This is a genomic window from Citroniella saccharovorans, assembly GCF_035481615.1.
Lineage (GTDB): Bacteria > Bacillota > Clostridia > Tissierellales > Peptoniphilaceae > Citroniella > Citroniella saccharovorans.
Genome location: NZ_JAYKOT010000003.1, coordinates 204,793 through 226,271, shown reverse-complemented (window position 1 = coordinate 226,271; position 21,479 = coordinate 204,793). Strand labels below are relative to the sequence as shown.

Below are 21,479 nucleotides of genomic sequence, written 5' to 3'. Positions count from 1 at the left end.
CTCCCAAATTATACTCTTAAGTATTTTTTAAGTGAGAATACAGATCCCACAGTACCTATTACTATTCCTAGCATAGCGTATATCACTAAAATGTCAAACTTTAAAAAACTTGGACTTATCATATTACTAGAAATAATAGAATATATTTTTTCATTAAAATTATTATAAACAATTTTATATGTGTAGAAAGTTAGTAAATAAGCTAAAAGTGCACCCATAAGTCCAAAAATAATTCCCTCAATCATAAAAGGTAAGGAAATCATAGAATTTGAGGCCCCCACATATTTCATAACTTCTATCTCTCTTTTTCTTGCAAGTACAGTAAGCTTAACTGTATTTGATATTACCAAAATAGATATAATAATCAGAACAACTGTAATCACTAGACCGCCAACTCTAACATAATCAGCAATTTTAACTAATTTATCAACAGCATCTTGGTAATAAATAACATTTGACACACCATTAAATTCTTTTGCTTTTTCGAAAATTGAGTGGGATGACTCTATAGTATCAACAGAAATCACATAACTTCTCTCTAGTGGGTTATCTTGTTCTAAGCCCTCTAGAATATAGGCATCTTCTCCCCAAACTTTTTTCATTTCATGAAGTGCGTCTTCTTTGCTTTTAAATCTAATATCAACAACACCATCTAATGCTTTAAGTTCCTCGCCAATATTCTTGCAATCCTCATCAGATAGATCATCTTTAATATAAACCTCAATTTCATCAACCTTTGACTGAACATCCTTAAGGATTACATTCATACTTAAAGCAGATATAAGTACAATTCCCAAAATTACTGAAACTGCAGCTATAGAAATAATTGAAGCAAAGCCCATTGATTTGTTTTTCCAAACTCCAACAATTCCAGATTTTAATGAAAAAAGAAGCTTTCTAAGGAAGATCATAAATAACCACCATCCTCATCATCTCTTATAAGAACACCTTTTTCAAAGTGTAAGACCCTTTTTCTAATGGAGTTTACTATTTCTTTAGAGTGTGTAACCATAATAACTGTAGTTCCACTTTGGTTAATTTTTATCAGGGCGTTCATAACATCCCATGATGTATCAGGGTCCAAATTGCCCGTTGGTTCATCAGCAATAAGAATTTTTGGTCTATTTACCATAGCTCTTGCCATTGAAACCCTTTGCTGTTCTCCTCCTGAAAGTTCAAGAGGGTAAGATTTTTCTTTATCGCTAAGGTCTACCAAATCTAAAACTTCTTTTATTCTTTTATCGGCCTTTTTCTTTTGCCAGCCAAGAATATTAAGTGCAAAAGCAACATTTTGATAGACATTTCTATCTTCAAGAAGTCTAAAATTCTGAAAAACAACGCCAATATGTCTTCTAATTTCAGGTATTTTCCTAGCCCTTATATAAGAAATATCCTTATTATTTAAAAGAACTACTCCTGAGGTTGGATTCTCTTCTTTTAATATAAGTTTTATTAATGTAGTCTTACCAGCACCAGATGGACCAATAATATATACAAATTCTCCATCATTTACTTTAAATGATACATCTTTTAAAGCGTGAATTTTCCCCTTATAATTTTTAGAAACATTTTTAAATTCAATCAGAAAAATCACCTCTTTACATAAAACTTCATACTTATTATAGCACACATATTTAGCTTTTAAGAAATATAATAAAAAAAAAGTTACAAATCATTTACAATTGTTATAAAATTGTAACATTTATAAATATGAAAAAAATTATATTTAAATTAATATAAAATTCAAAGTTTTATTTTCTCATTGAAGCCTACTTTATATTAATCTATAAAAAAATATTTGAAGAAATCAATTTAAGCAAAAAAATATTTACAAAATAATGAATATCCTATATAATTTAGAACGGGTGATAAAATGGATAAAAAGAGTCTTAGAAAATCCTTTAAAGAAATAAGAAATAATATATCTGATGAGGAAAGAAAAATCTGGGATAAAAAAGCTTTTGATAATCTAATTAGCCTTGATGAATATAAAAATTCTAAAAATATTTTTGCATTTATTAATTTTGGCAGTGAAATAGATACTAAAGCTTTATTAGAAAGATTTTTCAGTGACGGAAAAAACGTATTTATTCCAATTACTGAAAAAAATAATAATATGATGAAGCTAACAAGGATTAAATCACTTGATGGACTTGAGCCTGGTCATTATGGAATACTAAGTCCAAAAGAAGAAGATTATGATTTTGTAGATCCAGATTTAATTGACTTTGTATTAGTTCCTGGTCTTTGCTTTGACAAGGAAGGATATAGGGTTGGTTATGGTGGAGGATATTATGACAGATTTTTTTCTAGCTTAAAAAATTCACCAATAAAGGTTGGCTTTTGTTATAAAAACCAACTTGTTGAAAAAATAGATCATGACGAATTTGATCTTCCAGTCGATTTTATCATTACAAATTAATATAGTAAGGAAAGGATATTTATGCAAAGAACAATAGGAACATCAGCTTATGGGCTAAGGGCACCAATAATTAAAAGTGGAGATTGCCTAAAAGATATTGTCGTAGAATCACTAGATGAGGCTGTAAAGGAAAACTCCTTTAAACTAAGAGAAAAAGATGTACTCGCAATAACAGAATCTCTTCTAGCAAGAAGTCAAGGAAATTATGCTTCAGTAGACGATATTACCAAGGACCTAAATGAAAAGTTCGATGATGAAATAGCGGTAGTCTTCCCTATCACTTCTAGAAATAGATTTTCAGTAGTACTAAAGGCTATAGCAAATACTAAAAAGAAGATATCAATATTTTTAACCTATCCTCAAGATGAGGTTGGAAATAGAATTATTGACACAGAAACTCTTTTAAAGAATAAAATAAACACTTACAAAACCACTCTTACAGAAGAAGACTACATTAAACTCGTAGGTGGTGAATACAAACACCCATTTACAGGTGTAGATTATATTAAATTCTATAAAAATTTTGCTATAAATGACAACATAAAAATCTACCTTACTAACGATCCTCTAGAAGTTTTAAAATATTCAAAATCTGTTTTGATAGCTAATATTCACGATAGAAACTATCTAAAAGAATTATATAAAGAGCATGGAGCAGAAAAAATATATGGACTAGATGATATTCTAACAAGTCCAGTAAATGGCTCTGGATATAATAAAGACTTTGGCCTATATGGCTCAAATATGGCAACAGAAAATTCAATTAAGCTTTTTCCTAGAAATTGCCAAGAATTTGTAGAAGATTTACAAAAGATGATTAAAGATAAATTTGGAGTAAAAATTGAAGTTATGGTTTATGGAGATGGAGCTTTTAAAGATCCAGTTGGTAAGATTTGGGAATTAGCTGATCCAGTTGTATCTCCAGGATATACATCCGGACTTGTTGGAACTCCAAATGAATTAAAATTAAAATATATTGCAGATACTGATCTTAAAGATTTAAGTAAAGATGAAGCACTTAAGGCTATGAAAGATAAAATAGCTGCAAAAGAAAATTCAAATAAGGGACAAATGAATTTAGGGACAACTCCTAGAAATCTTACTGACCTACTTGGATCCCTTGCTGATTTAATTTCTGGTTCAGGTGACAAGGGAACTCCAATAGTTTTAATAAAAGGCTACTTCGATAATTTAGCAACTGAATAATAATATCAAATCTCATAGCGAGCTCGCTATGGGATTTTTTTATTTCTAAAATCAAGATCTAATATTTTTAAATTTCATTATTTTATAAGAAGAGATCAAGAAAAAAATTATACTAAAAAAATTATTAAGTAATTGTATTCAAGTATTCTTTTTATTATAAGCAAATTTATCTGAAAATAAGCTTAAGTATTTAATTTAAAGATATGATACTTGTTTATTAAAGAAAATATATTAATAGCTTTTCTTGACAAGTTCAAAAAAAAATGCTATCATATAATTAAATTAATAATATTGTTGTAAATAAATATATTAGAGTGATATTCGCTTATTTTGTAAACTCACTAATTTTTTACATATTACATATAAAGAAGGAGGTGAAAAATATGAAAAAGAATAAAATATTATATCTTTTCTTAGCTTTAGCATTTATTTTACCAAGTGGACACGCTTTTGCTAAAGAAATAAATAGGTCCTTATACTTTGATGAGATTAATCGTGCTCCTGTTTTAGAGTATATTGACTATAAAGAAGATTTCCCTATATTTTCAAATCTTATTCATGAAGAAAAACTTTATAGGAGAGTGTATAGATATAATCATTGGTATGAAGGTTATATATACAATAGAGGCCAGATAGATTCTGGCAGATATAGATTTTCTGGTGCTTTATTCTTAACAAATTAAAAAAAAGGCTAGCCTAAGCTAGCCTTTTTCGATATATAAGGAGAATACTATGTATAAATTTGAATTAAAAAAAGCCATAAAAAAGAATATTTTTACTTATCTACTTATTTTATCATTCGCGTTTCCATTGCTACTTTTTAATTTAATAAACTATGCAGAGTTTTTTGATATAAAAAATGAAGCGATAAGATATTCAAGGAATATGATTTTTGATAGTATAAATCTTACTGATTTAGATAAATCAAATTTATCTCCTGAAGATATGAGAAAATTTAATCATGAAGAAATGAATTTATTTATGCAATTTAGAGAAAAAATAAATTTAGGAAGAAGAATTTCATATACAAATACTAGCGAAACCACATCTAACGAAGATTCACTCAAAATAAGAGATGATGTAATTGAATATTACAATAATCAAAAAGAATTAATGAAAAAATATAATATTAAATTTTCTAAAGAGCAAGAAAATGCTATAGAATGGCTAGAATTTGAGAATCAAAATATGATTAGTAATAATACTTCTCTATCTGATCCAAATTACTGGATGTATTCTAATAATCCTATGAGATTTTTGATTCAAAGTTCAAGCAAACTTTTTGGAATAGTTCCTTTTTTAATTTTTATTATATTATTTATTCCAATACTTGGAAAAGAAAGAAAAAATGGGAACTCCTATTTCTACTTAACTAGCCCTGTATCAAGAAGGAAAATACTAATCTCAAAATTTCTTGTCATGCTCACTTTAGGAGTGTTTTACTTTTTCTTTGCATCTTTCTTTTCTATATTAATACCTCTAATAAGTGGGTTTAGTTGGCACAATGGTCATCTTGAAATTTACAGGATATTTACAGAAAATGGCAATACTAATTTTTACTATGCATACGAACTTTTAGCTAGAATATTTATATATTTTATGATAATGCTAAGCTTTTTTTCAAGTATTATTCTTTTATTAAGTGGCAGGCTAAAAAATTATAACTCAGCTATTTTAATTTTATGTTTAGTGCTTATTAGCCTAAATATTTTTACAGATAACTTTACTTTTCTTAAAAATAAAATAAATCCTATATATGCATTAAATATTAAGGATAATTTACTTGGCAAAATAGATGAAGATATATTTACTTTAAGTCCTAGCTTGGGAGGTAAAATAACCTATGTTAATTCTAAGGGAAATTTTGGATATTATATTTATCTATTAGCATCAATAAGCTTACTTAAACTTTCATCCGTAAATAAAACTATTGTGGATAAAGCTAAAAAGTCTAGCTTAAAGAGAAATAATCTATTTTCCTTAGAGATATCAAAAATTATTGGAAATTTTACCTTTAAGGTAAATCTAATTGGAAGCCTACTCTTTGTATTTATTCTATTTTTGGCATTTTATAGTGAAGATAAGGATTTGTTAGATAAATATAAAAGAGGTTATTTCGCTGACTATTATAAGGTTAGATTGGCTCAGGAGGTTGGAAACTATGAATTGAATACTGGAAAGGTTTATAAATATAAATATGATAGGTCTTCAGATAAAAATAAAGATAGTAAGGAAAAAGACGATGAAACTACACAGGACGATGATTTCTATAATTCTTGGGACACAGGAGAATTAGAAAGATATGAAAAGCTCTACAATAATGCTCTAAAGGGAAATGATTATTATTTAAATAAAAAAGGAAAAGAATATTATCAAATAAAATTGGATGAGATAGCTGAAAATAGGCAAAATTATTCTCTTTCACTACAAGATAGATCCTATAATGAATGTTCTTATGAGGAATCAAAAGAGCTTTATAAGCATCTCACAGAAAATAATAATCTACCAGTCCTTATAAAGGATTTACTTTTTATGTCTTCATTTGAAAAACTATCTCCACTTTCTTTTAAATATAATAAAGATAATATATATTCTCATTCAAGCTCATATCTTCCTAGAAGGCTTGAAAGAACATACCCTATAGATTTTATTATCGTAAGCTTAATATCTATAATTTCTCTTGGGGCTTATTCATATGACAAGGAGTATGGAAATCAGGTAGAATTACTATACACTCAGCCCATCCAAAGAAAAAAATACCATTTATATAAAGTTTTGGCATCTACTTTTGTTGGGCTATTAACTTTAATAATAATATTTATGTTTTTATTCTTATTAGGACTCACAAGTGAAGGGCTTGGGGATATAAATTTTCCAGTGGTGCAATATTTGAAAAATATCGATCCTGAAAAATTACAATTTCAGTCTGAGCCTTACTTTAAACTAATTCCTATTTGGATCTATGACCTAAGACTTTTAGTTTCATATATCTTCCAAATCGGATTTTTAGCAAGTTTTGCAGCTTTAATTTCAGCTTTTGTAAAAGAAAAGGGAAAGGTAGTTTTTTATACACTAGCCTTAAGTGGACTTATAATTTTTATCCAAGGACTTATCAAAAATCCGCTTAAAATATTTAGTCCATTTACTCATCTAAGAGCTAGTGAGCTTGCAAATGGTAGTTTGATTGTTAAAAGCGGACTTAAGACAAATAATATTATGATTAGTCTATTAGTATTATTTATTTGGACAATTATTTTTACTATTCTGGGATCATTTGTAGTAAATAGAAAAGAAGTTAAATAATTATAATATAATAGCCCATAGAATTTTGTTTTTAGAATTAAGTGTAATTTTGATATATAAAATATGTTCAAAAATATCTTAATCTAAATAAAGTTTCCATGGGCTTTTTTTTGATTAAATTTTAAATTGTGATTTTATGTTAAGACAAATCCTCACTCTCCCAAAACTTTTTTAAATCTTTCTTAAGTGATTCAAGATCATAGTAATTAACTATATGGGAGAAATGTTTAGGCATTAGTTTTCTATAGCTAGTAGATGAAAATCTTTCGTCTATAAGAACTACTGCCCCCCTATCTACTTCTGTTCTAATAACTCTTCCAGCCGCTTGCAAGATTTTATTCATACCTGGATACTTATAAGCGTAGTCAAATCCAGAGTTAGATTTTTCATTATAATAGTCTCTTAAAAGATTATTATATGGCGAGATTCCAGGTAGGCCAACTGATATTATTAAACTACCAATAAGCCTAGAACCTTTAAGGTCTACTCCTTCAGAAAAAACTCCACCTAAGACAGCAAATCCAAGAATACTGGAAGAGCCTGTGAATTTTTCTAAAAATTTTAATCTTTCATTTTCATTCATTAACTTATCTTGTACAAGAATATTATCATTTTTGTATTTTTCACTATATATTCTAACTACTTCTTCCATATATCTATAGGATGGAAAATAAGCTATATAATTTCCAGATTTAGATTTTATAACCTCATGAATAGTCTCTGCAATTGGCTCATAAGAATACTCTCTTTGGCTATATTTCGTAGATATAGATGCCATATTAGCTAAAAAAAGGTTTTTAGCTTCAAAAGGCGAATTTAGATGAATTTTATAATTATTATCTCCTCCAAAAAGTTCAGCATAAAATTTAATTGGACTTAAAGTTGCTGAAAAAAAGACGCAAGAAACTGCCCTTATACTTAGATTCTTAAAAATTTCTACTGTATCTAGACATTTTAAGCTATGTTCTATATAGTCATTTTTGTAACTTGTGAAGAGATTTACAAAAGACTCATCAAAAAATTCTGATATTTTTAGAAAATTATTGAGTTCAAAATAATTAGATAAAATTTCATCATAATTTTCTTTATTTTTTTCTTCCTCCAAAAAAGTATCCATAGAAGAGGTAATTTTTTTTACTTTTTTCTCAATTTCTTCAAGCTCATCATAAGTAGAATAGTAGCTATTTTTATCTATCAAAAACCTAAATTTTTCAATACTTGTAACTAAACTTCCTATACTCTTTCTTATATTCAAATATTTTCCAGTAAAATATTCCATCATGTCAAGTAGCATGTAGGTGTTTATGGAGGCTGAATACATATCTCTTAATCTTGAAGATAGATTGTGGGCCTCATCGATTAAAAAAACGTAAGACTCAACTGGAAAATCAAAAAATCTTTTTAAATATGCACTTGGATCAAAAGCGTAGTTATAATCACATATAACAAAGGGAACAAAAGAAGCTATATCTAAACTAAATTCAAATGGACAAACACTATGTTTTAAAGAATACTTTTTTAAAATTTCATAATCAATCAAATACTCATTTTCAAGAATATCAAAGATAGCATCGTTAACCCTGTCGAAATGTCCCTTTGCAAATTTACAATCTTTAGGATTGCACTTAAAGCAGGTATTGATGCAGGATTTTTCCTTTGAGGTTATATTTACAGCCCTAATTTTTAATCCACTTTTAATAAGAATTGATATTGCAGATTGAGCTTCTTCTTTTGTAGTTGATCTAGCTGTAAGATAAAATATTTTATCTATTAAATTATTTGGCATAGCTTTTAGACTTGGATATATTGAAGAAATAGTCTTGCCAATTCCAGTAGGAGCCTCAATTAAAATATTTTTTTTATCCCTTATAGACCTATAAACAGACTCCATCATTTTCCTCTGTCCTTTTCTATATGAAGGAAATGGAAAATCTAAACTAATTATACTTTGAGTAAGAGAATTTTTATTTTCACTAAGTAATTTAGAAAAATCAAGATATCCCTTAAGTAATGAGAAGTAGAAGTCTTCAAGCTCATTAAAAGAAATTTCCTTTTGAAATCTTCTAGTTTGTTCTGTTTCCAAGTTGTAGTAGGAAAGCTGAAGCCTTATAGACTCTTTTTCTTCTTTTTTTAGATAAAAATAGCCGTAGCACATAACTTGAGCCCAATGAAGCTTAGAAAAATTTTCATCTATAGAATCAAGTCTTCTAGTAGTTGACTTTATCTCATCAATAGTTACTACAGATTCATCTTCAATAAGTCCATCCGCTCTTCCTTGAACTTCAAAGATAATAGATTGATATTCTGTTTCACAGCTTAGAAAATATTCTTTTTTATAATTTTCTCCGCCATCACTTTGTAATTTTTGGTGAGCTTTTATTCCCATAAGTGCTCTTTTATTTGAAATGTATGTAGTGTCAATATCGCCTGAACGCATAACGAACTCAACCAAATTTCTGACAGAAGTTTTAACTTTTTTATCCATATCTACCCATTTTTAATATTTAAAAAAATCGGGGTAAAAACCCCGATTATAATCCATAAAATTCTTCTACAGTTAATCCTGAATCGAATATTTTTTTAGCAGTTTCTGCACCTACATATCTAAAATGCCAGCTTTCAAAATTATATCCGGTTACATCTTCTTTTCCTCTAGGATATCTTAAAATGAATCCATATTTGTAAGCATTATTTTTTAACCACTCAGCTTCTTTTGTATCATCAAAAGCATCTGTAATAGTAATATCATCATTGTTTAACCAAAAGTCAAAAGCATATCCTGTTTGGTGTTCAGAGTGTCCTGGATCAGCTGTTACCTTTCTAGTTTCCTCCTCGCCTACGCTTTCAAGCTGGGAATCATAAACTTTCTTTTGATCTTCAAATGATCTAAAATCAGAAATTATTTTAATATCTAATCCTTCTCTATTCATCTCTGACTTCATCATCTCATAAGATTGCATAGCTTCTAAATTCACACCAGGATTGTAATCTTCTGGAAGACCATACTTTCTATTCACAATTAATATACCATCAACTACTTTGAATGTATTTTCATTTGTAGCTTTTTCTAGAAGTTCTGATGAGATATATCCAGATTGATTATTATAAGTAACCTTTGTAAAACCTTCACTTGAACCATAGGATTCAAGGTATGCACCAAGTGGAACCTCTGTTATAACATCAGATTTAATGCTTGGAGTTTTATATATTGTAGCAAGCTCTTTTGCTTTAACAATTTCCTGAAGTTTATTTGAAAAAGACTCTTCATCAACTGATAAGTCTTTAGTCATTTCTAAAACATCGTTTATATCTTCTTTATCATTATTAAGTCTTTTAGTTATTGCTTCAACGTCCGATTGGTCTAATTTTTCTTTTGTACTTAAAGCATTAACTTTTTCAGAATCTCCTCCTAAGTCTGTATTTACCTTAGCTACACTGTTGTTGTTTTTTTTGAATAGAGAAACTGATTTTATAAATTTAAAAGACAAGCCTAAAAACAAAACTAAAGATATTGAAAATAGGGCTAATCTTTGTCTATTTCTTTTTTTTATTGCTCTATTTCTTCTTCTAATCCTACTCCTAGAATCTCTCATCCCTACACCCACTTCTTTCTTATTAACTTAAATATATTCTAACACATAGAGAAGTTTTTTTAAATAGCTTTTTATATAAATCTTTACAAAAATGTTACAAAAAAAGAAAGTCCATTGTTTTTTAAAAATAAATATAAAAAAACACTATTGTTTTTTCTATACAAGAATAAAATAAAAGAGCTGAAATTATTTAATTACTTGGATTTCTAAGTGTGCAGAAAGTCTTATTCTTTAATCTCAATAAAAGTATCTTAAAATATTAATATTTTTACATATAATTTTTATAAAAGCCGCCTACTTTAACATAGTAATTATATATTATTTCCCTAAGTAAGTTTTTTTCATTAAATTTTTTTGAAAATTAAGCAGGTCTTTCAAGAAAAACTAAAGCTAAATTTTATATTTTAAGCAATTATTATTTTATAAAAACACCTCCAAACTAAAAATCTAAACATAATTAGACTCTTTTGTTTGGAGGTAAGATATTTAAAATATATTTTATTTCTTATTTTTTTTATCTGGAATATAATTTTTGAAAGTAGGTACAATCTTTTCTAGTTCTTCAACGATTTCTTCTCTTGAATCATCTTCTAAAACTTTTTTAAGTGGCAGTAGCTTTTTTTCAAGCTCAAAAAAGTCAATTGCTGATGGCTTTTCAACATAAATTCTATCGTGGCTAGTTTTATCAACTTTGCTTAAATCTAATAAAAGCTCTTCGTAAAGTTTTTCTCCTGGTCTTAGACCAATAACTTTAATATCAATATCTTCGTAAGGTTTTAAACCATGAAGTCTAATTAATTTCTCAGCTAAGTCCAAAATTTTAACTGGTTCACCCATATCAAGTACAAAGACTTCTCCTCCCTTTCCAATTGCTCCAGCTTGAAGAACAAGTTGAGCAGCTTCTGGTATGGACATAAAATATCTAATTATATTTTTATCTGTAAGAGTAACTGGGCCGCCTTCATTTATTTGTTTTAAAAATAATGGTATAACTGATCCATTAGATCCTAGAACATTTCCAAATCTAACAGCAACATAATCAGTTTTTGAAATTTTGTTGAAAGATTGAACTATCATCTCACATATTCTTTTTGTGCATCCCATAACATTAGTTGGATTTACGGCCTTATCAGTAGATATTAGGACAAATTTTTCTACACCATGGTGGTCTGCTTCAAGTACTGTGTTTAAAGTACCAAATACATTATTTTTAACTGCTGAGTGGGGCGAATCTTCCATTAAAGGAACATGTTTATGGGCTGCGGCATGAAAAATAACATTTGGTTTGTACTTAGCAAAAACCTGATCTAGTCTTTTCCTGTCTCTAATTGATTCAATTAAGACAACTAAATCTAAATCCTTATACTGCCTCTTTAGTTCATTTTGAATGTCATAAGTAGTATTTTCATATATATCTAATAATATAAGAGTTTTAGGATTATGTTTTGCAATTTGTCTTGCAAGTTCTGATCCTATTGAGCCACCGCCTCCTGTTACAAGAATAACTTTATTTTCAATAAGATTTTGAAGTTCTGATAAGTTAAGCTTAATCTCTTCTCTTCCAAGCAAATCGTCTATTTGTATTTCTCTTATATCTTTTAAGTTTATTTTTCCATCAATCATCTCATATATTCCAGGAACCAGCCTAACCTTAGCACCTGTTTTTGAACATATTTCTAATATAGATTTTTGATCTTTTTTGGCTAACCGCAGGCATTGCAAGAATTATCTCATCAACTTTAAATCTTTTCACAATATCTGGAATATTGTCTCTTGAGCCTAAAACTTCCACTCCCGAAACTAACTTTCCTCTTTTTCTTTCATCATCATCAATAAAACCTATTGCTACATTTCCAAGTTCAGGATGCTTTTTTAGCTCTTTTAAAACTAAAATACCGGCTTCACCCGCTCCAATAATAAGTGTATTTTTAAAACTTACATCCACCTTTCCCTCAAGTCTCTTAGCTCTAAGAATCTTTGGAAAAAGTCTAACTCCACCAATAAATACAAGGTCTGTTAAAAGTACAATTGGATAGGTTGATCTAGGTAATTTAGAAGCTGAAAAAATCAAAAATCCTATAGTAATTATATTTGCAAATATTACTGATAATATAATATTCAATATTTCACCAATAGAGGCAAATTCCCAAATTGATTTATAAAGTTTAAATAAATAGAAAGTAGTAATTTTAATTAAAATAATAATTATTATATATTTAAAAAACTTATCATAATAAAATTTAGGCACTTTAAAGTCAAATCTTATATTGAACGCTAATAAATATGATAAAGTGAGTAGAAAAATATCCGCTATAACCAAATATAGTGCATTATTTTTTTTCATAGCTAAAATTCATCTAAATTAAGACTATTTAAATAAGTCTTAAGCCTTTCTCTAATATTTTCATCCCTTAGTCCATATTCTAAATTGGCAATAACAAATCCAAGTTTTGAACCTATGTCATATCTCTTGTCATCAAATTTGTAGCAGTAAATATCTTCATATTCTAAAAGTTCTAAAAGAGCATCTGTAATTTGAATCTCATTATTTTTACCAGGCTTAGTTCTTTCAAGTATTTCAAAAATCTTAGGTGAAATAATATATCTTCCTGCAATAGCAAGATTTGAAGGAGCATCATCACAGTCTGGTTTCTCAACAAGTCCATCAACTTTGATGAGAAAGTCCTGTTCTCTTTTTCCACTTATTATTCCATATTTGCTAATGTTTTCCTTTTCAACTTCAAAGCCAGCAATTACTGTTGAATTTTTATTTTCATAAATATCCATCATTCTTTTAGTTAAAGGCTGATCTTTTTCTGTATATATAACATCATCCCCAAGTAAAACTGCAAAAGGCTCGCCTTCACAAAAAGCCTTGGCACATAAAATAGCATGACCTAGACCCTTAGCTTCTTTTTGTCTTACATAAAATATATTTACCTTATCGGAAATGGACCTGATTTCAGCAAGTTCCTTGAACTTCTTTGCTTTTTCAAGCTGGGCCTCAAGTTCTATTGAGTGATCAAAATGATTTACAATTGGCTCCTTACCTCTTCCTATAATAACTAGAATATCTGTGATCCCTGACTTGTAAGCTTCTTCTACAATATATTGCAGGGTGGGTTTATCAAGTATTGGTAGCATTTCCTTGGGCTGAGCTTTTGTTGCTGGTAAAAATCTTGTGCCTAATCCAGCCGCAGGAATAACCGCCTTAGTAATTTTATTTGTCATAAATTCCGCTCTCTTCATAAGCCTTTAGAATAATTTCAACAGCTTTTTTGCCCTCAACTCCAGAAATAAGAGGCTCTTTTCCTTCTACTATAGCTGAGTAAAAATCTTTATAAAGTGGTGTATGTCCATTTCCATAAACATTTTCTATATTTTCTTTAGTTTCTATATTGTCATAGTACTTACTATCTGCAAAATCCCAAGTTTCTATCTTGTTAACAGCTAGTCCACCTATAACTACAGTTCCAGTTTCTCCAAAAACGCTTAGAGTTTCTTCAAGATTTTTTGGATAAACACAAGCAGATCCTTCAACGATTCCTATAACTCCATTTTCAAAGCGAATAATTATTGCTCCAAAATCTTCCATCTCAATATCTCTTAAAAAAGTATCAAGTTCAGCTTTTACTGATTTTACAGGAGAACCTACCATCCATTGTAAAAGATCTATGTTGTGGATACATTGATTCATTAGGGTTCCACCATCTAAGGCTCTTGTTCCTCTCCAAGGTGCAAGATTATAATAGTTTTGATTTCTATTCCATAGGATTCTTGCAGTAACATTTGTCATCTTACCAAATCTTTTATCATCAACTGCTCTTTTTAATTTTTTAATAGGAGCGTTAAATCTATTTTGGTGACAAATTTCAACAACTAAATTTTTTTCAGCTGCAAGTTTATTTATTTCATCAATTTCATCTAAATCTAAAGCCATAGGCTTTTCAATAAGTACATTTAGGCCTTTTTCAAGACATTTAATGGCAATCTTTCCATGATAACCACTTTCAGTTGAAATAGATACAGTATCTAAATCTTCCTTTTCAATCATTTCCTCATAAGATTTATATAATTTAATATCTCTTTTTGGATCAGCTTCTAGGCAAATATTTTTTCTATCTTCCATTCTTTCTTCGACTATATCGCATAGAGCTACTAGATCAAATTCATCCCTATTGTTGTAAATGGCTTCTATATGGTTTTTTGAAATTCTACCACAGCCAATAATAGCATGTCTTAATTTTTTCATAATTTCTCCTTATATAAAATTTTAATATTATTTTACTTTATTTTAAATAAATTTTTCCCTATCTATTATATAACAAATATCTAAGTCTTATCAAGGACATAAAAAGTATCAAATCTCAAATAAAAAAATAATTAAATATTTCTTATAACAATAAAACTCACTAGTTAAGAAATTAAAAATTTATATTAAAAAAGCGGTCAAAAAATTTGACCGCTTCATAGTTAAAATTCTTTATATAAAATATTATAAAAGTTCTAAATTATCTGCTTTTATTCCCTTTGTAGCATATCTAGTATCAAATACAAATTTAGAATTTTCAACTACCATTTTGTAGTCTACATTTGTATGAGCAGTTGTAATAACTACAAGGTCATATTGTTTTAAAACTTCAGGATTTATTTCTTTTATTGAATAAACTTTTTCTCCATTTTTGTCTATATATGAAGGATTAAATCCATCATAATATTCTAAAACAGCTCCTTCTTTTTCAAATTCATCAATAACTACAAGTGCTGGAGAATCTCTTAAATCATCAATATCTGCCTTGTATGCAATACCTAGAATTAATACTTTTGAACCATTTAATGCTTTCTTGAAATGTTTAGACAGAATTCTAAGGGACCTATCTACTACATAAGAAGGCATTTTATCATTTATAGTTCCAGAAGCTTCAATTAGTGGCATGTGAATATCATATTCTCTTGCCTTCCAAGTTAGGTAGAATGGATCAAGTGGAATACAGTGTCCGCCAACTCCAGGTCCTGGATAAAATGCTTGGAATCCATAAGGTTTTGTCTTTGCTGCATCTACTACTTCCCAAATATTTATTCCCATAGCATCTGCTAGGATTGCAAATTCATTAACTAAACCTATATTAACATTTCTATAAGTGTTTTCAAGTATTTTTTCCATTTCTGCAACTTTTGGAGATGAAACCTTCATAACATCTGCATCAAGAACAGCTTCATAAAGTGCAGCTGCTACGTCAGTTGCATCTTCTCCAACCCCACCAACTACCTTAGGAGTATTTTTAGTTTTATATTTTTTATTACCTGGATCAACTCTTTCAGGAGAGAATGCTAAGAAGAAATCTTCTCCACATTTTAAGCCTGATCCTTCTTCTAAAATTGGTTTCATAAGTTCTTCAGTTGTTCCAGGGTAAGTTGTTGATTCTAAAACTACAATTGAACCCTTCTTTAAATGTTTTGAAACATCTTCAGTAGATTTTTTTACATATGAGATATCTGGTTGTTGATAAAGATCTAGTGGAGTAGGTACAGCAATTGCAATAAAGTCAAGTGAAGCTACATCTTCAAAGTTTGAAGTTGCTCTAAGCTTTCCTCTTTTAACTATATCTTTTAGCTTTTCATCTACTACATCACCTATGTAGTTTCTTCCTTCATTAACCATATTTACTTTTTCTTCTTGTACATCAAAGCCTACTGTTTCATATCCAGCTATAGCTTTTTCTACAGCTAGAGGTAGTCCTACATAACCAAGACCAACAACTCCAACTTTAAGGCTTTTGTCTTCAATTTTTTTTAATAATACTTCTTTAAGACTCATTTATTTTTCTCCTTTTAAAGTTAATTTATCCTCACATAAGAGGTATTCTCTTCCACAAGTACATGTGCTTTTACCGTCTAAAATTTTTAAAGTATTGCCACAAACGCAAGCAAAACCTATTCTTTTAGCAGGAACTCCTCCAACTATTTCATAGTCAAAAACATCTTTTGTAACTACAGCTCCAGCTGCAACTAGAGCATATTTCCCAATAGTAGTTCCGCAAACTATTGTTGAATTAGCTCCAAGAGATGATCCTTCTTTAAGTAGAGTCTTTTTGTACTCATCCTTTCTTTCTATAAAACTTCTAGGATTTATCACATTTGTAAATACGCAGGAAGGCCCTAAAAAGCAGTTTTTTTCAACTTCAACCCCAGTATAGACTGATACGTTATTTTGAATTTTGCAATTATCTCCAATAATAACATTTGGAGAAATAACTACATTTTGACCTAGATTGCAGTTTTTACCAATCTTAGCACCAGTCATAATGTGTGAAAAATGCCAGATTTTAGTTCCTTCTCCAATCTCAGAACCTTCATCAACATATGAAGATTCATGAACAAAGTACTTCATCTATACCTCCTGCATAGTCTCTATTATATAACTAATTTCTTCAACTGTCAATTCTGGAAAAAGTGGAATTGCAAATGTTCTTTTGGATAAAAAGTCGGCTACTTTAAGTGGATTTTCAAAGTTTTCAGAGCCTATATAAACTTTTTGCATATTAAGAGGAACAGGATAATAAACCCCAGTTGAAATTCCTTTTTCTCTAAGAATATTTATAGCTTTTTCCCTGTCATCAGCTTCTAAAACATATAAATGGTATATCATTTCTTTTCCATTTGCTTTTAATGGACACCTAATTCCATGGTTTTTTATTGAATCTGTGTACTTTTCAGAAATTTCTATTCTCTTTTCATTCCAAGAGTCAAGGTGTTTTAATTTTACCCTCAAAATAGCTGCTTGAATTTCATCTAGTCTTGAATTTTGTCCGATTAGATAGTTGTAGTATTTTTTAGGATTATATACTGTATTATCGCCTTCATCTTTTTCAACTTCTTCTTCTATATTGTTTAATATATTGTAGGCGTGCTGACCATTTTCACCTGATCCATGAGCCCTAAGAGCTCTTACAACTTTTTCAAGTTTTGGATTATTAGTTGTAATCATTCCCCCATCACCATAGCAGCCTAGATTTTTAGTTGGGAAAAATGAAAAGCAGGCTAAATCTCCAAAGCTACCGATCTTTTTACCCTTATATTCACATCCAGCTGCTTGTGCTGCATCTTCAACTACATATAAATTATGTTTTTTTGCAATTTCAAGAATCCTATCAATCTTACAAGATCTACCAAAAATATGAACTGGTAAAATGGCTTTAGTATTCTCTGTAATAGCCTGCTCAATTTTCTCTGGATCAAGATTGTAGCTTTCTCTTTCAACATCCACAAATACTGGTTTAGCTCCAACATAAGATATCGCTTCAGATGTTGCAAAAAAACTAAAAGGCGTTGTTATAACTTCGTCCCCATGACCTATCCCAAGTGCTTTTAATGCAATTATTAGGGCATCTGTACCATTTCCAACTGAAACTGCGTGTTTTACGCCAATATATTCAGCAAATTCTTTCTCAAATTGTTTTACATTTTCTCCCAATATATATTGAGTAGAATCTAAAACTTCTCTAATTTTTTTATCTACATCTTCCTTGATGGATTCATAGTTTCTTTTTAAATCCAATAGTTTTATATCCATCTAAACCTCCTAATTTAAAATAGCTGCAAATGTTTTAAATATTAATTTTAAATCAAATAAAAAGCTCATGTTTTCTATATATTTTTGATTAAGTTTAAGTTTTTCTTTCATAATTTCTTCTATATAAGTTTTTTCTGGATCATTTGAATTTTCAAGTATATCTTGTTCATTCCTATACTCAATAGATGCAAGATCAGTTATTCCAGGTCTAACTAGAAATACCTTTTTTTCTTCTTTTGTATAGTAAGCTACATACTTAGAAACCTCTGGTCTTGGACCAACGATAGACATATCTCCCAAAAGGACATTAAATAACTGCGGAAATTCATCTAATTTTGCCTTTCTTAAAAAAGCTCCAACCTTAGTTATTCTCTTATCCTTAGTCCTAGTTACAAGGCTAGAATTCTTATCCTGACATACAACCATGGTCCTAAACTTATATATGTTAAATGGGACTTCTCCCTTCCCTATTCTTACCTGCTTAAATATTACAGGACCTTCTGAATCTAGCTTAATTATAATAGCAATTATAATAAGTGGTATTAAAAGAATTAATAGTCCTATTGCTGAAAGCACTATATCGAAAAATCTTTTTACTATTAGATATCTTTTTTTTTTTTTAATTTTTCTTCCAGCATTTAAATTAACCTACTATTTTAATAAGTTCTTTAGAAACAAGGTCTACATCCTCATCTGTAAGAAGAGTGTGTAGGGGTAAGGTAATTTCTGATTTGTATCTAGACATAGCGTTTGGAAAATCTTTAATATCAAATCCAAGATTTTTATAGGCTGTTAAAAGCGGAAGTGGTTTATAGTGTACATTAGCTGCTATATCTTTTTTTGCCAGTTCTTCTATAACCCTATTTCTTTCTTTTTCATCTGCCCCTTCTATATTTGCTATATAAAGGTGATAGGTGCTGGTTCTATCTTCTAAAAAGTGATTAAGAGCTGCTACCTTTGATCCTTCAAAGTTTTTATTGTATCTTTTAACTATTTCCTCTCTTCTTTTTTCTAAGCCCTTAAATCTATCAAGCTGAACTAGTCCTATTGAAGATACAATATCAGTCATATTACACTTATAATAAGTTCCTAAGATATCATACTCCCAAGAACCTATTCTCGTTTTTGAAAGGGCATCTTTTGACTGACCATGTAAAGAAAAGTGCTGTATTTTTTCATAAAATTCATCTGGATCCATAAGACCTCTTCTTATAGCGATTGCTCCTCCTTCAGATGTAGTAAGATTTTTCACTGCATGAAAAGAATAGCAAGTAATATCAGCTATTTCACAAACATTTTTCCCTTTATATTTTCCTGCAAATGAGTGAGCTGAATCAGATAAGACCAAAATTCTACCAAGGTCTTCTTGATATGAGTTTTTCGGCTCAAAAATATCTTTTTTTTCATTTACTATTTCCATTATTTTATCATAATCACAAGGGATCCCTGCAACATCAATAGGAATAATAGCCTTAGTATTTTTATTTATTAATTTTTTTAATTGTTCATAGTCCATTTCAAGAGAATCTTTTTGTATATCACATAATACAATTTTAGCCCCAACATGATCTATAACAGATGCAGAAGCAGTGTAAGTATAAGAAGATGTGATAACTTCGTCTCCCTCTCCTATTCCAAAAAGTCTTAATCCAAGCTCCATTGAAGCAGTGGCAGAATTTAAGCAAACTATTCTTTCTGCATTTACATATTCTCTTAGTTTTTCTTCAAATTTTTTTGTTTTTGGACCTGTAGTTATCCAGCCTGATCTAAGTGTATCAACCACTTCAGCAATTTCTTGTTCAGTAATATCAGGCGGTGAAAATTTAATTGTCATACTTCCTCCTATGCTTTCTTTAACTTTTTCTTTATAGCTCCTACATAAAGGTCTATTGATTTTACTCTAGTTATTACAATCATAATTAAATAAACCACAAATGCGATAACTATATCAATAAGAATTGATGTAAAACCAACTATTCCCAATCCATTTAAAGTGCTATTTACAAAATAAACTGCAATACCCATAATAGCAGATGAAATAAGTATCTTAACAAATTCTATAATAAATCCAGTAAAATTTATTTCTGGTATTTTTTTCCTAAGGCCATATATTAAATACAGGGTTGAAATAGTAATAGCAAGCGATGTTGCAAGTGCTAAGCCCTTATGGCCCATAAACTTAATAAGTATTAAATCTAAAGCTATATTTATTCCTACTGCAAAAAGTCCATTGATCATAGGTGTTTTTGTATCTTGCAAAGAATAATACACTTTAGAAAATAACATCCTAAGCCCCTGACCAGTAAGACCAAGTGAGTAATAGAAAAAAGCTCCAGCAGTTACAAGTGTGTCGTTTTTAGTAAACATATATCTTTCAAACATTACCCTTATCAAATCCTTACTTAAAACCATAATACCAATGGTTGCAGGAATTGTGATTAAAAAAACTGCACCTAAGGCTGAGTCAACTAGACTTAGTATTTTCTCATTATCTTTCTTTTCAAACGCTTCCGATAAAAGTGGAAACATAACAGTCGTAAATCCTGTAATAAAAATTGCAATTATAGAATCATTTATCTTGCTTGCATTGTCTAGTGCTGTAATTACACCATCAGCTAATCCAGATGCTAAATTTTGATCAATAATAATATTTATTTGCTGAGCAGCTTGACCAATAGCAACTGGAATTATTAGTCCTATCATTTTTGGAACAAATGGATCCTTAAGATCAATCAAAGGTCTTGGTCTAAATCCAGTTTTGAATGTTTGCGGAAGCTGAATTATAATTTGGGTTAAATTAGCTAGAAAAGTTGCCATAATAAGCCCTTCAATACTAATTGGAAAAGCAAATAAATAAATGAAAAATACTAAATTATATGGAATTCCCATAAAAGCATATGGCCCATAAATATTAAAAGAATGAAGGTATCCAGTAACAAGATTCATAAGAGCTAGAGCTGGTATAATTGGAACCGCAAGCCTAGTTAAGCTAACAGCCAGGTCAAATTTCTCCTTTTGAAAACTTGTAAACATAATTTTAATAATTACCGGCGCAAAAATGTAGGTTACAAGCCCTATAAATAAAGCTAAGACAAGTACAATATTGGATATATTGTTAAAAAATTTAAACTTACCCCTTGTACCATATTTTTCTTTAACATTTGCAAGCACAGGAACAAGAGCAGTAAAAATAGCAGCACCAATTATTGACATACTTACCATAGTAACTTTTATCGCTGCGTTATAGGCATCCGTTTCAATCCCTTGGCCAAACTTCCAGCCAATAGCCATCACTCTAAAAGCTCCCATAAGCTTGGATACTATGCCTAAAACTCCTATTAATATACTTGCCGAAATAATTTTTTTTCTATCCATATTTTCA

General features: G+C 29.4%; 18 protein-coding genes. 4 read left to right on the top strand and 14 right to left on the bottom strand.

Annotation, left to right across the window (positions count from 1 at the left end; all coding sequences use genetic code 11):
- Positions 1-8: 8 nt before the first annotated feature.
- Both ftsX and ftsE read right to left on the bottom strand, forming a co-directional pair.
- Positions 9-911 (bottom strand): permease-like cell division protein FtsX, encoded by a 903-nt coding sequence (gene ftsX, locus VLK81_RS03595; protein WP_324619270.1) that lies wholly within the window; start codon positions 909-911, stop codon positions 9-11.
- Complete coding sequence (gene ftsE, locus VLK81_RS03590; protein WP_324620446.1) at positions 908-1,585, bottom strand: cell division ATP-binding protein FtsE; 678 nt, start codon at positions 1,583-1,585, stop codon at positions 908-910. The genes ftsX and ftsE overlap by 4 nt, the downstream gene beginning before the upstream one ends.
- Before the next feature lie 288 nt (positions 1,586-1,873).
- Between ftsE and VLK81_RS03585 the strand changes: the two genes are divergently transcribed.
- The 4 genes from VLK81_RS03585 to VLK81_RS03570 all read left to right on the top strand — a co-directional run bounded on the left by VLK81_RS03585 (position 1,874) and on the right by VLK81_RS03570 (position 6,931).
- Positions 1,874-2,422 carry a 5-formyltetrahydrofolate cyclo-ligase gene (locus VLK81_RS03585; RefSeq protein WP_324619268.1) on the top strand — a complete coding sequence of 183 codons (549 nt, stop codon included), beginning with the start codon at positions 1,874-1,876 and terminating at the stop codon, positions 2,420-2,422.
- Between the two features lie 21 nt (positions 2,423-2,443).
- Positions 2,444-3,628: a coenzyme F420-0:L-glutamate ligase gene (locus VLK81_RS03580; RefSeq protein WP_324619266.1), complete on the top strand. Its 1,185-nt coding sequence runs from the start codon at positions 2,444-2,446 to the stop codon at positions 3,626-3,628.
- Positions 3,629-4,011: 383 nt separating this feature from the next.
- Positions 4,012-4,311, top strand: a complete 300-nt coding sequence (locus VLK81_RS03575; protein WP_324619264.1) for a hypothetical protein — start codon at positions 4,012-4,014, stop codon at positions 4,309-4,311.
- Positions 4,312-4,360: 49 nt separating this feature from the next.
- Positions 4,361-6,931: an ABC transporter permease subunit gene (locus VLK81_RS03570; protein ID WP_324619262.1), complete on the top strand. Its 2,571-nt coding sequence runs from the start codon at positions 4,361-4,363 to the stop codon at positions 6,929-6,931.
- A 139-nt stretch (positions 6,932-7,070) separates the two neighbouring features.
- Here VLK81_RS03570 and VLK81_RS03565 read toward each other — a convergent pair whose 3' ends face one another.
- From VLK81_RS03565 to murJ, 12 genes are all read right to left on the bottom strand, one after another.
- A complete protein-coding gene (locus VLK81_RS03565) occupies positions 7,071-9,416 on the bottom strand; it encodes an ATP-dependent DNA helicase (RefSeq protein WP_324619260.1) in 2,346 nt (781 codons plus the stop codon).
- A gap of 46 nt (positions 9,417-9,462) precedes the next feature.
- The gene (locus VLK81_RS03560; protein ID WP_324619258.1) at positions 9,463-10,524 is read right to left on the bottom strand and encodes a D-alanyl-D-alanine carboxypeptidase family protein; all 1,062 of its coding nucleotides are present in this window, start codon (positions 10,522-10,524) and stop codon (positions 9,463-9,465) included.
- Positions 10,525-11,022: 498 nt separating this feature from the next.
- Positions 11,023-12,246 carry a UDP-N-acetylglucosamine 4,6-dehydratase family protein gene (locus VLK81_RS03555; protein WP_324619257.1) on the bottom strand — a complete coding sequence of 408 codons (1,224 nt, stop codon included), beginning with the start codon at positions 12,244-12,246 and terminating at the stop codon, positions 11,023-11,025.
- Positions 12,176-12,646 carry a nucleoside-diphosphate sugar epimerase/dehydratase gene (locus tag VLK81_RS03550; protein ID WP_324619255.1) on the bottom strand — a complete coding sequence of 157 codons (471 nt, stop codon included), beginning with the start codon at positions 12,644-12,646 and terminating at the stop codon, positions 12,176-12,178. Before VLK81_RS03550 ends, VLK81_RS03555 begins: the two co-directional genes overlap by 71 nt.
- 224 nt (positions 12,647-12,870) lie before the next feature.
- On the bottom strand, positions 12,871-13,755 hold the full coding sequence (galU, locus tag VLK81_RS03545; RefSeq protein ID WP_324619253.1) for a UTP--glucose-1-phosphate uridylyltransferase GalU: 885 nt from the start codon (positions 13,753-13,755) through the stop codon (positions 12,871-12,873).
- Positions 13,745-14,776 (bottom strand): Gfo/Idh/MocA family protein, encoded by a 1,032-nt coding sequence (locus VLK81_RS03540; protein WP_324619251.1) that lies wholly within the window; start codon positions 14,774-14,776, stop codon positions 13,745-13,747. The genes galU and VLK81_RS03540 overlap by 11 nt, the downstream gene beginning before the upstream one ends.
- 243 nt (positions 14,777-15,019) lie before the next feature.
- Positions 15,020-16,342 carry a nucleotide sugar dehydrogenase gene (locus tag VLK81_RS03535; RefSeq protein WP_324619250.1) on the bottom strand — a complete coding sequence of 441 codons (1,323 nt, stop codon included), beginning with the start codon at positions 16,340-16,342 and terminating at the stop codon, positions 15,020-15,022.
- Positions 16,343-16,915, bottom strand: a complete 573-nt coding sequence (locus tag VLK81_RS03530) for an acyltransferase (RefSeq protein WP_324619249.1) — start codon at positions 16,913-16,915, stop codon at positions 16,343-16,345. It lies immediately after the preceding gene.
- Entirely contained in the window at positions 16,916-18,097 is a 1,182-nt protein-coding gene (locus VLK81_RS03525) for a DegT/DnrJ/EryC1/StrS family aminotransferase (RefSeq protein WP_324619248.1), read from the bottom strand.
- Between the two features lie 9 nt (positions 18,098-18,106).
- Positions 18,107-18,697 (bottom strand): sugar transferase, encoded by a 591-nt coding sequence (locus tag VLK81_RS03520; RefSeq protein WP_324620445.1) that lies wholly within the window; start codon positions 18,695-18,697, stop codon positions 18,107-18,109.
- 43 nt (positions 18,698-18,740) lie between these two features.
- Positions 18,741-19,931, bottom strand: coding sequence for a DegT/DnrJ/EryC1/StrS family aminotransferase (locus VLK81_RS03515; protein ID WP_324619246.1), 1,191 nt, complete (start codon positions 19,929-19,931; stop codon positions 18,741-18,743).
- Between the two features lie 8 nt (positions 19,932-19,939).
- Positions 19,940-21,472, bottom strand: a complete 1,533-nt coding sequence (murJ, locus tag VLK81_RS03510; RefSeq protein ID WP_324619244.1) for a murein biosynthesis integral membrane protein MurJ — start codon at positions 21,470-21,472, stop codon at positions 19,940-19,942.
- Positions 21,473-21,479: the final 7 nt, after the last annotated feature.